Annotated in this window: 9 protein-coding genes and 2 pseudogenes; 2 read left to right on the top strand and 9 right to left on the bottom strand. The window is 49.2% G+C overall.

What is annotated here, in order from left to right; translation table 11 throughout:
* Nucleotides 1-5: 5 nt before the first annotated feature.
* Together JOD01_RS17120 and JOD01_RS17125 are read right to left on the bottom strand one after the other, a co-directional pair.
* Nucleotides 6-1370 (bottom strand): APC family permease, encoded by a 1365-nt coding sequence (locus tag JOD01_RS17120; protein ID WP_007780168.1) that lies wholly within the window; start codon nucleotides 1368-1370, stop codon nucleotides 6-8.
* Nucleotides 1367-2539 carry an amidohydrolase family protein gene (locus JOD01_RS17125; protein WP_007780171.1) on the bottom strand — a complete coding sequence of 391 codons (1173 nt, stop codon included), beginning with the start codon at nucleotides 2537-2539 and terminating at the stop codon, nucleotides 1367-1369. The genes JOD01_RS17120 and JOD01_RS17125 overlap by 4 nt, the downstream gene beginning before the upstream one ends.
* A gap of 345 nt (nucleotides 2540-2884) precedes the next feature.
* Here JOD01_RS17125 and JOD01_RS17130 point away from each other — a divergent pair, with 345 nt between their 5' ends.
* Entirely contained in the window at nucleotides 2885-4627 is a 1743-nt protein-coding gene (locus JOD01_RS17130; protein WP_204519533.1) for a sigma-54 interaction domain-containing protein, read from the top strand.
* Between the two features lie 18 nt (nucleotides 4628-4645).
* Complete coding sequence (locus tag JOD01_RS17135) at nucleotides 4646-5974, top strand: aspartate aminotransferase family protein (protein ID WP_007780175.1); 1329 nt, start codon at nucleotides 4646-4648, stop codon at nucleotides 5972-5974.
* Nucleotides 5975-6152: 178 nt separating this feature from the next.
* On the opposite strand, the gene JOD01_RS17140 is transcribed toward JOD01_RS17135, so the two are convergent.
* The 7 genes and pseudogenes from JOD01_RS17140 to JOD01_RS17170 all read right to left on the bottom strand — a co-directional run bounded on the left by JOD01_RS17140 (nucleotide 6153) and on the right by JOD01_RS17170 (nucleotide 12406).
* Nucleotides 6153-6398 (bottom strand): hypothetical protein, encoded by a 246-nt coding sequence (locus tag JOD01_RS17140; protein WP_007780177.1) that lies wholly within the window; start codon nucleotides 6396-6398, stop codon nucleotides 6153-6155.
* Nucleotides 6399-6518: 120 nt separating this feature from the next.
* Nucleotides 6519-6986, bottom strand: a complete 468-nt coding sequence (locus tag JOD01_RS17145; protein ID WP_035316981.1) for a DUF6884 domain-containing protein — start codon at nucleotides 6984-6986, stop codon at nucleotides 6519-6521.
* Nucleotides 6987-6988: 2 nt separating this feature from the next.
* Nucleotides 6989-7654 (bottom strand): hypothetical protein, encoded by a 666-nt coding sequence (locus JOD01_RS17150; protein ID WP_204519534.1) that lies wholly within the window; start codon nucleotides 7652-7654, stop codon nucleotides 6989-6991.
* A gap of 338 nt (nucleotides 7655-7992) precedes the next feature.
* Nucleotides 7993-8571, bottom strand: a pseudogene (istB, locus tag JOD01_RS17155) (IS21-like element helper ATPase IstB); the annotation flags it as partial.
* A 224-nt stretch (nucleotides 8572-8795) separates the two neighbouring features.
* Nucleotides 8796-10022: an IS256 family transposase gene (locus JOD01_RS17160; protein WP_204519535.1), complete on the bottom strand. Its 1227-nt coding sequence runs from the start codon at nucleotides 10020-10022 to the stop codon at nucleotides 8796-8798.
* Nucleotides 10023-10134: 112 nt separating this feature from the next.
* Nucleotides 10135-10542: pseudogene (locus tag JOD01_RS17165) on the bottom strand (transposase); the annotation flags it as partial.
* A gap of 397 nt (nucleotides 10543-10939) precedes the next feature.
* Nucleotides 10940-12406 carry a hypothetical protein gene (locus tag JOD01_RS17170; protein ID WP_204519536.1) on the bottom strand — a complete coding sequence of 489 codons (1467 nt, stop codon included), beginning with the start codon at nucleotides 12404-12406 and terminating at the stop codon, nucleotides 10940-10942.
* Between the last annotated feature and the right edge of the window lie 37 nt (nucleotides 12407-12443).

Consider the following 12443-nt stretch of genomic DNA (forward strand, 5'->3'; position numbering starts at 1 on the left):
CCCTCCTACACCGTTGTTTGTTCATGGGAAGCGGCACCCGGCGACTTGGACTTCCCGGAAACTTTAAATAGAACATAAAGGATTCCCATCCAGATGGCTCCCCTCACCAGCGTCATCGGAGAGCCGACAAACGTTCCATAGCAGACGATGCCGATCCCGATGAAACCGAGGATCGGAAACAGCGGATAGAGCGGCTGCTTCCACGGGAGCTGCCGGATTTCCTGCATGTGATGCTTCCGGTACAGCACAGCAGCAATCAAAGCCAGGGTCCAGGAAACCATCCAGGCCAACACCAATTGCGTCGACAGCTCCACATAGAGCAGATCGGGATTGATCGAACCGAGGATCACCAAGCCGACCGAGCAAGCCCATACGGCCAAAATGCCATAAACCGGGGTTCCGGTCTTCGGATGAATGTAGCCGAAGAAAGAAGGCAAAAATCCTTTACGCGCCTGCGCATAGAAAATGCGGGAAGCGGAATAGAGCGTCCCCATCAAGATACAAGTGGCTGCCGCGATCCACGCGGTCATGTTCATGATGAAGGCGCCGGCAAAGCCGAACACCATCTCGGAGGCGGCCGTAAACGGAGAGCTGTCCATGGTCATCTTGTCCCAAGGAATCAAGCCCTGCAGTACGGCCTGCGCCAACGTATAAAGAACAAGAAACGTAATGCTCGACCAGACCAAGGCTTTCGGCAAATCCTTTGGATCTTTGCACTCCCCACCGGCTGTGGCCAGCGTAACCGCTCCCAAATAGGCGTAGGTGCCAAGCGGAATGGCGGCCCAGAAGCCTTCCATGCCATTGGGAAGAAACGGCGTGAAATGGCTTGGATTGATCTCCTTCAGACCAATCAGAGAGAACAGAGCCATCACGCCCGTCATGATCAGGACCAGGTAAAGCTGGGTCTTTGCGGCAATCTCTGTTCCCAAAATGTTGAGGACAGCAAACACCGATAGAAAGAAAATAGCGAATAATACCGGCCAAAAGCCCCCTTCCAGCTGCGGAAAGAACCACATCGTGATTTGCCCCAGGGCCAAACCGACGCTCCCGCCGGCAATCACCCACCCGGCCGCAAAAGTGAATCCGGCCAGGAATCCCCACCATTTTCCCATGAACCGCTCAACCCACAGGGACATCGCACCGGCATTGGGCATGCCGACTGCCAACTCCCCGAGGGCAACCATCAGAAACAATTGTGACAGCCCGGCGACCAGATAAGCCAAAATGGCCCCCGGACCGGCCGTGGCGATTCCCTGACCCATCAACAGGAATACCCCGTCCCCGATCACTGCACCCACGCCGAGGGCCCAAATCTGCCAGTACCCCAGCTTCCGTTCCACAGAAAGCTCCAGTGCATTGGGTTTGCTCATACATAAGCCTCCTTTATTTGCTTTTGATAGATGTTCTCAAAATTGCGATACAGCACCATTTCTCCGATCACCTGCGCGGTCTCCGCGTCCATGTAATCGGCCTGTACCCACGTGTTGAGCACCTGTTCGAAGCATTCCTTGAACAGATGAACCCCCAGCCAATTCATTTCCGGCACAGTAAAGGCGTCGGATCCGTACATGACCTTGTCAAACGGCGCGAACTCGAAAACCTGGGAGAGAATCCGCTTCACCCCATGGCCGCTGAACGGATTCTGCAGCGAAATATCCATATAGACGTTGGGAAGGATACTCACGATAAATGCCGCTTCCTCCACCCACGGATAGCCCCCGTGAACGAGATGGACTTTCGTATCGAGATACTTTTTGTCCCTTAAGAGATCCAAGAGAAAACTCGGGCTGGCCTTCGGAAGAACCACATCGCCATCGCCGATGCCGGTGTGAATATGCATGACTTTTTCCGCTTTCGTGCATTCTTCCATGGCGATATGAAGGCAGTAATCCCGCAAGGCCTTCGCCTTGGCGCGCTCATCGGCCTGGAAGGCGGGATAGTCTTCCGCTGCAGCCTGTTCATCCATCGGCAGTATCTCCAAACCGCTGCGGTAGGCAATAATCGTCTTTAAGCCGACTACCCCTTCCCGTTTTAACGCGGCGGCCAGATCGGCGCGGTATCTCTCCGTAAACTCCCCAAAGCTGGCGCATTCCTGGCGCAGGCGGACCATCTCCGGTTCAATCCGGTAAACTTCCCAGATTCGCGTCCCGCACAGCTCGGCATAATCCTTTTTGCTCAACATGGGGGTCGGATAGCCGAAATCGGCGACAATCCCCGTGATGTTCGCATCCCGGAACAACCCCCGGGTATAGTCCTGAAACTTGGCGGCACGGGCATTGCGGTGCTCCACGACCTCCTCCAGAGTCGACTCACAGGAAAAATAGCGGGCCATGCGCTGGATCAGGATTTGCACCCACATATTGCTCCCGGGGAAAGGCTGTTTGCTTACCCTCACGTAATGTTCCGGAATCCGGTTCGGGATGACCGCCAGGGAAAGTTTGCGGACGAACTCCTCCGGCGTGTACGGTTCCCGATTGGCGACATACGGATGTGCATGGACATCGATGGCCGGGCTTTGTTTTAAAGATACGTTTGACATGAAACCCCTCCCGTCTTTGTATTTGTTTGTTTCCGAACGCAAGGATTGTGCCAGTCATGAAGATGATTTACTTTTCTAAAAAATCGTTGTTATTTCGACATGTTTTTGAGACGAGAAGGAAATTGAATCCGCAAAATATTTTGCATTTGGAAAAAGATTTTTCTGAAAGATATTTTTCACTTGCACAATAAGGCGGAGAAATGTCAGGTAAAAATATTTCGAATTATGTAAATTTGGTTTTTGGTTTGATATGATCTTTTCAAAAAGATCGTCGATTCAACCGCATCCCCTTGGTAACCGAAAAATATTTTTCAGTTCACATTTTTTCGTATGGAGGTGATTCAAATGGACCTTCTGCTGCAAAATGTTTGGAACACGTTTTTTGACTGCCTCCTGCTCGTCAATGAGGAGGGCAGCATCCTGGATCTCAATCGGCCTGCCGCCCGCCTGTTTTCCGGGAGCCCTCATACACTCATCGGCTCTTCCGTGTTTGAGTTGATTCCGTCCGAAGAATTTAAAAAGAGCCTGCAGAACAGGAAAGGAAAAACGGGGGTTCCCATCTCTTTAGGCACCCAGCAGCTGGTCGGGAATATTTCGTTCCTGGAAGAGAGCGGATGCTATTTGCTCGCGCTGAAAAATATTACCCAAACCCAGCAGCTTCAGCATCAGATTCAGGAGCTGCACGAGGTCATGCAAAGGTTCGATCTCATCCTGGATCAGCTGGATGAGGGGGTCTGCGTCATTGACCAGCACGGAAAAATCCTTTTCTACAACCGGAAAATGGGCGAAGTCGATCTCTTGGAACCGGAGTCTGTCCGCAACAGGCGGGTGCAGGATGTCTGGAACGTAGATGAAACGACCAGCACCCTGTTGACCGCTCTTAGGACGGGACGGACTCTCAGCCAGCGGGAAACGCATTTTGCCACGAACGGAAAGGCGGTAACCACGCTGACGAAAACCGTTCCTTTATACATGGGGGCGCGGAAAAGCGGAGCGATGGAAATTTGCAAAGATATTTCTGAGCAAAAGCAGCTGACGGAAACGATCATGCAGTTGCAGAAGCAGAATCCCGGCGAATCCGCTGCTCCCTCCTCCCTGCAGGCGAAGAACAATACGCGGTTTCATTTTACCAGCATTATCTTTTCCAGCCGGGAGATGAGGCAAACCGTCGAACAGGCCCGCAGGGCGGCACGGTCCGGATCAAACATCTTGATCGTAGGGGAAACGGGAACCGGAAAAGAATTGTTTGCCCAAAGCATCCATAATGAGAGCCCCCGGAAACAAAAGCCGTTCATCGCCCAAAACTGTGCCGCCTTGCCGGAAACACTGCTGGAAGGATTGCTGTTCGGTACGACGGTGGGAAGTTTTACGGGAGCAGTGGACCGCGCCGGTCTGTTTGAACAGGCCCATGGGGGAACCCTTTTGCTGGATGAGGTCAACTCGATGGGCATCGATCTGCAGGCGAAGCTGCTTCGCGTGCTGCAGGAGCGGAAAATTCAGCGATTGGGTTCATCAAAAACGGTGGATGTTGATGTCCGGGTCGTTGCGACGATTAATGAAGATCCCCTGGAGGCGATCGCCAACGGCCGGCTTCGGGAGGATTTGTACTACCGGTTGGGCGTCGTGAATCTGGTGATTCCCCCCTTGCGGAACCGGAAGGACGACATTCCCGTATTGATCCGCCACTTTATTGAAAAGCATGCCAAAGCCCTGGATGTAACGGTGGAGGGAATCGAACCGGATGTCTTTCAGTTTTTCATGAACTTTCCGTGGCCAGGAAACGTGCGCCAGTTGGAGCATGTGATTGAGGGGTGCCTGAATCTGGTGTATGACGAGCGGACCATCTGCTTTGACCACCTGCCCCCGATCCTCAAGCAAAAAATGCTGCAGCGGGCGATCCCCCCTGCGGAAGAACAGCTGTCGAGACTGGACGGCAGCTTGCCTGAACAGATTGAAAAACTGGAACGCCTGATGATCGAGCAGGCCTTGAAAGAATCCGGAGGCAATATCACGAAAGCCAGTGAACAGCTGGGCATTTCCCGACAGAATCTCAATTACAAGCTGAAAAAATATAAATTTTTTGGGTAAGGAAAAGGAGGATCCCCCATGTCTCATCCGTTTCTCGCCGCCGAAGATCAGTTGATTGCCAATGCACTGAAAATCCGTTTTTATCCGATCGCCGTCCAATCCGCCAAAGGGACCCGCATCACCGATCAGGATGGCAAGAGTTACCTGGACTTGACCGCAGGTTGGGCCGTGGCAGGCATCGGCTACGGACACCCGCGCATCAGCTCCAAAATCAAGATTTCCTATGAAAGGCTGTCGTTTACTTCCCAGCTGTCGGCCCCTGAGCCCACGATGCTTTCCCTGGCGCAAGAGCTGGTGAACATGACTCCGGGCTCTTTTCCGAAGAAAGTGTGGTTCGGCCACTCCGGGTCTGATGCCAATGACTGTGTCGCCAAGCTGGTTCCCCTAGCCAAAAAACGCGCGCGTATGATTTCTTTTATGGGCTCCTATCACGGACAGACGATGGGTTCCCTTTCCCTGTCCGGGCATCCGGCGCAGACCCGTTTCATCGGAAGCGGGAATGTGGTCAAGATCCCTTACCCCAATCCCTATCGACCGCCGTTTGGTGAAACGCCCCGCTTGACGGAACAGATTCTGCAATATGTGGAACAGGAAGTCTTCCGGACGATCTGTCCTCCCGAAGATACGGCCGGGATCATCGTAGAAGGCATTCAAAGCGACGGGGGGCTGATTGTGCCTCCTGACGATTTTCTGCCCGGCCTCCAGGAGCTGTGCCGCCGCTATGACATGGAACTGATCTTTGATGAGGTGAAGGTCGGTTTGGGGCGGACAGGAAAATGGTTTTCCTTTGATCATGAGAATCTCGTGCCAGATGTGGTGGTCCTGGGCAAATCCCTGGGCGCAGGCCTGCCCATCAGCGCTGTTGTGGCAAAGCAGGAGATTCTCGACGTCGGTACAGGCATCCATATGTTTACCGCCAGCGGAAATCCGGTCAGCTGCTCCGCGGCCCTGGAAAACATCCGGATCATCCAGGAGGAAGGGTTGATTGAGCGGGCGCGGGTGAACGGGGAATATTTTCTGAAGCGGCTCAAAGAGCTTCAAGCGAAAGTTGAATGGATCGGGGATGTCAGGGGACGAGGGCTGGCGATCGGCGTAGAACTGGTGGAAGACCGAGTGACCAAAGCGCCGGCGGCAGAAAAAACGGCGGCCGTCTGCTACCGCTGCTTTGAACTGGGGCTGCTTGTGTTTTACGTGGGGATTCACAGCAATGTGATCGAGATCACCCCACCGCTCGTGATTTCCAGGGAAGAGATTGATCTGGCTGTGGAGGTTTTGGATCAGGCCTTCTCGGATCTGGCCGAGAAAAAAATTAACATGGATGCGGTCAGGCAGTATGCGGGGTGGTAAAATTCGGGAATGTAAATTTTTTTGTGTAAATGGGTTTTTAACAGGTGAATGGTCACGTGGGCGGCTTTACATGGAGGGGCGGGCATGATAGGCTCGCTTGCCATGCGATGCATGTTTTACTGGTATCGCCCAATCGCAAGAACTGTTTTGGGGGGATGCATCCCGTGAGCCTGTTGCCTCAGGCCCACATCTTGGGAGGCATCCTTTTCCTTTTCTGAGATATGGTCATTATATTCGGCATATTTCGGACAGGCAATCCCGTCAGCAATTGGGCATTATCTTTCGTCAGCAACACATATACCCACGGTACCAACTGAGCCAGCTTGACCCAGCGATTTTCTTTATTCAACTTGCCGCCAAACGGCAAGAAAAAATCATCGGGGAGAAGCAGTTGATTTTCTCGATGAGAGAGAAATTCGTACATTCAGATCCGCTCCATGTGCAAGGAATTTGAAGGGAAATCGTCGATTTCCTTGCACATGACTTCGATGAAAACGGGGCAAAACCCTTGTGGTTACTCAATTTTTAATTCGTTCAGCAAGCCCTACTTAATGTTTTCTATTTCTTTACCTGAGTGTATTGATAACTTCAATCTTTGAATCATGTACCCGATACCCTTACAATTACTTAAAGGGAAAAAATAATCATAATTTCTTCCAAATGCTTTGGTAACAATATCTGAATACTTTTTTCCTCCGAGTATGACAATTTCATCATATCCCCCAAGTCTCTTGTTTATGATTTGCTGCTTTAACGCTTCAATTGTTACGACATCTGGATTTGGTTTATTGAAAGAGATATTATAATCTCCTGAAACAAAATCAGTTGGAAGCAAAAAACCAAATTTGGCAGATAAAATTACCCAATCATCAAAGAAAGTAGCTGCGTATTCCTGACAAGCCTTTGCAAAAGACCCGATGTATACATCCTTTGCTTGAATAGCCCCTATATTAGGCTGTTTACGCCATATCTTTGCTGAACCGCAGGGAGTAACGCATAATCTTTTTTTCATTTTCACCGGTTCACTCCTTCTGTATTTAATAGGAAGTCAGGAAATATATCACTTGCCAAGCCAATAAGTAAATATTCTAGAAAAGTCAACGATGTTGCCCCAAATTCCTTCCAGACACCAACATCTCCTGTTTTCCAAGCAGTTGTCCAAAAGTACACTTCTTTTTTTAACTGTGGCTTATCAGAAGGAAACTCATTAAACATCATCGATGCCCATTTTTTGTATTTCTTGGTCTGTTTTTCCTCTGGATGTCCGAAGCACACAACAGCACTTAGGTCACCCAGATGATAAGAATAATTGTACCCCCATCTCGCAAAGAACGCCTCATTTTGTATGTTTTTTAGATTTGCAGAGATGTTCTTATTCGCTTTTCCATATTTCTCTGTTTTTCCTATGTAAAGGGGAATTACATTGTCTCCCTCTTTCCAAAACATAATGTATATTAATCCTTCATATAATTGCGTCCCATTTTTGTAATCAGCCTCTATCTTATTAACTTCATTAATAATAAGGCTTTTCATTCGCTCGCTTCGTTTCAATACATTACGCCCATTACTACCTTTATTAACAATATTAACCGTTAATCCTTCTGTATCAAAAAGAGGAACCGCATTATCTAATATGCTAAATCGCGAACAAAAATCATTCCACAGGTCAAGTTTATTCATTTGTTCTCCCCCGAAACGCTAACTAAGATAACCTTTTGTCAAAACTACCTCTCTCAGTCTAGCCTTTTAAATTTTTATACACAACTGATATATTACTTAGTGTTAAATAAAAGAAGCGCTTAATAAATTTCACATTAAAAAACAAATGTTACCCAACAATTTTGATGACTTGATTAATAAACAATACTTCGACTTTTGAGCCAACACTACTGAAGTCAAAAATAGCAAAATTTGATATTTTGTGAATGTCAATCAAAATGTTGACCACCGTGCTCATCAAAAAATTGACCACCATGGCAAAAATCAATCCACCCGTCGGGTGGGTAACTTTTTCATGATCACGATCTTTGAATGCTCTGCTTAAAGCGATAACTGTCTCCATTCATTGCAAAGATATGGGCACGATGGGTAAGTCGATCAACCAGGGCTGACGTCATTTGCTCATCTTTGAAAATCTGTGTCCATTCCGTAAATTCCAGATTGCTGGTAATGATCATGCTTCCTTTCTCATAGCGGGCCGCACAAAATTGGAATAATAACTCCGCCCCGGTCCGACTCAGAGGGACAAACCCGACTTCATCCAAAATAATCAAATCCGTTTTCAACCATTGCCTCTCTAGCTGGAGGATTCGCTTTTGGGACTGAGCTTCCATAAGCTCGTTACATATTTTAGCGGCAGTCCAAAACTGAACGGAATAGCCATGATGGCAAGCTTCCTTCCCGAGTGCAATGGAGAGATGAGTTTTGCCAGTGCCAGAGTTTCCGATAAACATGATGTTCTCTGCCTTTTCGATGTACTCACAACGAGCCAGTTGAAGCAATTTGGGCTTATTGAGGGACGGAATCGCCGAGAATTCAAATTGATCGAGCGTTTTCATGTAAGGGAATTTGGCGTGCTTGATGCGACTCGCGATTTGGTTAGCATCCCTTGATCAAGTCCATATTTGTGTGTAAATTCTCCCTCGGTTAGAACGCCCCCTTCCGTCCCCCGAAGGAGAAGACGCAGGGAGTTCGCCCCCTGCACCCCGTCACTCGCCGTATGGCAGCCCCAGCAATCTCTTGCTGGGTTTTTCAAAAGTGTGTTTCATTCAGCCTGTCAAGGCTAAATGGAACGCTTCGCGGCCTTGACAGGCTACGTCGGTCAACCGATGCGTGTAACTTTCGAACCGGGAGATCCTGCTTGCGATTCGCGCCATGCAAGATAGTCGGACGTATCCAGATACTTCTTCCCACTTGCCCACTTCTCGTCGATCTCCATGAGCAATGCCCCTATCAAGCGGATGGCAGACTCTCGATTCGGAAAAATCCGAATCACGCGTTCACGGCGGCGGATTTCCTCATTCAACCGCTCCAACGGATTGGTCGTGCGAAGACGCTTGCGGTACTTTTCCGGTAATGCCAAGACGGCTGTGACATCTTCGAAGCCTGCTTCCAGGACAGCCATGGCTTTCGGCGCTTTCGTTTCATACTCCTCCAGTACCTTCTCTAACAGCATCCGTGCCGTCTTTGCATCCGGTGCCTCCAGAATGGGGCGAATCCGGCTATGAATCTCGTCCTGCAAGGATTTGGGTGTGGCAGCGAGAATGTTGCGCATGAAGTGCGTCTGGCATCGCTGCCAGGTCACCCCTTGGAAATTCCTGCGGATGGCTCGAACCAACCCTCCATGGTCATCCGACACGATCAGATCGACGCCTTGTAACCCACGGCTTTTCAGCCAGCCAAAAAATTCGCTCCAGCTGGCCTCTGACTCACTGTCACCCAGCATGACGCCTAATACCTCCCGGTATCCGTCGGCATTGACACCGATCCCGATGAGAGTGCCGCGTGACCGCACTCGTCCTTCTTCGCGTACTTTCAGGTACAGGGCATCGACGATGACAAAGGGGAACGAAGAAGCGTGCAGCGGACGGTTATTCCAGGCGGTCACCATGGGATCTAACCGTTTGCAAAGATCGGACACGGTCGATTTGGAAAACTCCGTACCGCACAATTCTTCTGTGATCTGGGCCACCTTGCGGGTAGACACACCATGGACGACCATCTCCATGAGAGCCAGCACCAGTGCCTGTTCGCTGAGTTGATAACGGGCGAACAACTCGGTGGAGAACTTCCCGCCGCGAATGCGAGGGACACGAAGCGTGATCGTACCGACACGTGTAGTCAATTGATGTGGGTATGTACCATTTCGATATGCTTGACGCTCATCTGTCCGTTCGTAGGGTTCCGCCCCCAACTGTTCGGTCGCCTGTGCCTGCAAGACTTGGTTCAATACGGATTCCAACAACTTGGACACTCCCGAATCCTGTGAATTGCCGAGAAAAAGCTGATGCAAAAGTTGCGAATCTACGGTAATCTGGTATTGAGCCATTTCAAATTCCCTCTCTTTCGAATGTTATCTAGTCAACCACATTCTATCCGGAGGGAACTGAAATGGCTCCCTTATTTTTCAGAGAGATTCTGTTTTTACACAATTATACGGACTCAACCGCGATGATCTCGTTGATTTCGCGGAGAACTTGCTCGCCCAGACGTTTGCGAAAATGCGTCATGAGCGACGGGTGGAACGGCGGATGATCCTGATAGCCTTCCAGCCCGATGAAATATTGCAGATACGGGTTTTCGACAATCTGCTGGACCGTTTCCCGGTCCGACAGTTGCAAACGTTCCTGAATGATGAGTGCCCCGAGGGCGACACGGATAGAAACGGCCTTTTGTCCACGAAATGATTTGCGAAAGGATTTGGCATACTTTTTCTCCGCATATACCCACGGCACCAACTGAGCCAGTTTGACCCAGCGATTTTCTTTATTCAACTTGCCGCCAAACGGCAAGAAGAAATCATCGGGGAGAAGCAATTGGTTTTCACGATGAGAGATATATTCGTACATCCATATCCGCTCCATGTGCAAGGAATTTAAAGGGAAATCGTTGATTTCCTTGCACATGAGTTCGATGAAAACGAGGCGAAACCCTTGTGGTTACCGGATTTTTTATCTGTTCAGCAGCCCCTACTTATTTAATATTAGGTATTGAAAATGATTGATTGTCCGCGTTGTATATGAATGACTTTATGATTACTTGAATATTACCGTGACAAAGTGGACACTTTGAAAGCTGTGCCAAATCCAGTCCTCCTTGGAAAAGAATTTATAAATAATAGTAACATGTTTAAGCTTCGGTATTCGCTATCAGGAAGTTCATTACTCTTACTGTTTAGAAAATCCTTGTGAAGCAGGAAGAATGGCCTGCCACAAAGTGCCTCACTCGTCATTCCAAAAACGCTCCTCATTCTCTGGCTAATTTCTTTAAAGCGGCCATTTTTTGAAAAATGCCGCTCTTATGTAAATCAAGCAATATGTTTTTGACTTCATGGGTTTCGTCCAACGTGACCAGCTCGGTGTGCGCGGCTCGATTCCGGTATCTCGCCGTCTTTTTCCAGCGGTCAAGCAAATAACTCCAATGCTGCAAGCTCCAATCAGGAGGCAAATTATCTGCTTTAATGTTGAAACGGGCGATCAATTCCGATTGCCCAATCCCCGGGGCCCTCCACTGAACGGGTCCAGCCGGTTGATTCAAATCAATCGGCTTACCGTCGGGAATTTGCGGAGCGACGATCACCTGCCTGTCCGGCTGATACCGGTTGTAATATTGCGGAAGCGTGATTCCGTATATTTTCCGCAACCATTGTACGACGGATAAATTAATTTCTTTTTCAAACACTTTCGTGAGGCAAATGAGCCCGGGGGTAAAGTCAAACCGATTCATCTGAGTCGGCTTCAGACTCGTATATTGCGACAAATAGTCCGTCACCTGCAGGCCGATCCGCAAAATTTCCAAAGTATCGGACTCCAAGACGTGTTCAAAGTGAAACAAATCTTCCGTATCCGTTTTTTTCTTCATTAGAGCAATGTATTTCGATATTTTCAATGACAAGCTTTCGAGCTGCAAAAATTCTTCCCGCTCCTCAGCATCGCCAACGTCCTGCGGCATTTTTTGCTTCAATGAATTTAGCTCGGCCAGCAATCGATGTAAAGTATCGTTTACTTTTCGCTCCGCTTTTTTTCGGACATAGGCATCGATTTGCCGATCGGACACGGCGATAAAATCCATAATATCGGATAAGGCGGCAGCCATATTTTGATAAAGCGATTCTTTGCCGTAGCCGTTGCAAAGGTTAAGGCCCGCATCGTCCAGCATTTGAAACAGGATGCGTTGCGCTTCCGCAGTCTTGCCCTCATTAACCGAATAAGCAAATTGTTCTTGAAACTCGTTCGCCACAGCCGTAAGGCGGGCAAATTGCTCCGTCACATGCTCCGCGCACGTTTGAACCCAATAAAAGCTTTTCAATTGAAAATTGTTCGTAATGACTAGCACTGGCAGCTGCTCCGCAGGAATATCGAGCGCCTCGGCCAATGAGGATGCCGTCAAGCTTTGCTTAGCCGCACTTAAAGTATCGCTCTCCCACGTGCGAAAAAAATGAACGTGCTCTCTATGCACGGCACGCTGCTCCCAAATGTCGGGCGGGTTCACCAGCGCAAAAAAGCAAAGATTTTTGCCTGTCATGCTGTGAAACCGATAAAAATCGCCGGTCATTTTTTGATGAAACTGTCGGTTTTGAACCGGGTCATGAATAAAAAAAGCAAACACGTCAAAAGGCTCGAAGGCCATTTTCGCCATGTCGTATTCGTAAGATTTCGGCTCATTGTCGGCAAGCGCCCTTAAAATCGTATAGCTCGTAACCGGTACGCCCATATGCCATCCTCCCGTCTTTAAAATGCCTCTTTCCCTC

This window comes from Brevibacillus fulvus (assembly GCF_016908525.1).
Lineage (GTDB): Bacteria > Bacillota > Bacilli > Brevibacillales > Brevibacillaceae > Brevibacillus_G > Brevibacillus_G fulvus.

Coding starts and splice junctions, on each gene's coding strand:
- JOD01_RS17150 (WP_204519534.1), bottom strand. CDS start 7,654: ATGAATAAACTTGACCTGTGGAATGATTTTTGTTCGCGATTTAGCATA.
- JOD01_RS17160 (WP_204519535.1), bottom strand. CDS start 10,022: ATGGCTCAATACCAGATTACCGTAGATTCGCAACTTTTGCATCAGCTT.
- JOD01_RS17125 (WP_007780171.1), bottom strand. CDS start 2,539: ATGTCAAACGTATCTTTAAAACAAAGCCCGGCCATCGATGTCCATGCA.
- JOD01_RS17170 (WP_204519536.1), bottom strand. CDS start 12,406: ATGGGCGTACCGGTTACGAGCTATACGATTTTAAGGGCGCTTGCCGAC.
- JOD01_RS17140 (WP_007780177.1), bottom strand. CDS start 6,398: ATGTACGAATTTCTCTCTCATCGAGAAAATCAACTGCTTCTCCCCGAT.
- JOD01_RS17145 (WP_035316981.1), bottom strand. CDS start 6,986: ATGAAAAAAAGATTATGCGTTACTCCCTGCGGTTCAGCAAAGATATGG.
- JOD01_RS17120 (WP_007780168.1), bottom strand. CDS start 1,370: ATGAGCAAACCCAATGCACTGGAGCTTTCTGTGGAACGGAAGCTGGGG.
- JOD01_RS17135 (WP_007780175.1), top strand. CDS start 4,646: ATGTCTCATCCGTTTCTCGCCGCCGAAGATCAGTTGATTGCCAATGCA.
- JOD01_RS17130 (WP_204519533.1), top strand. CDS start 2,885: ATGGACCTTCTGCTGCAAAATGTTTGGAACACGTTTTTTGACTGCCTC.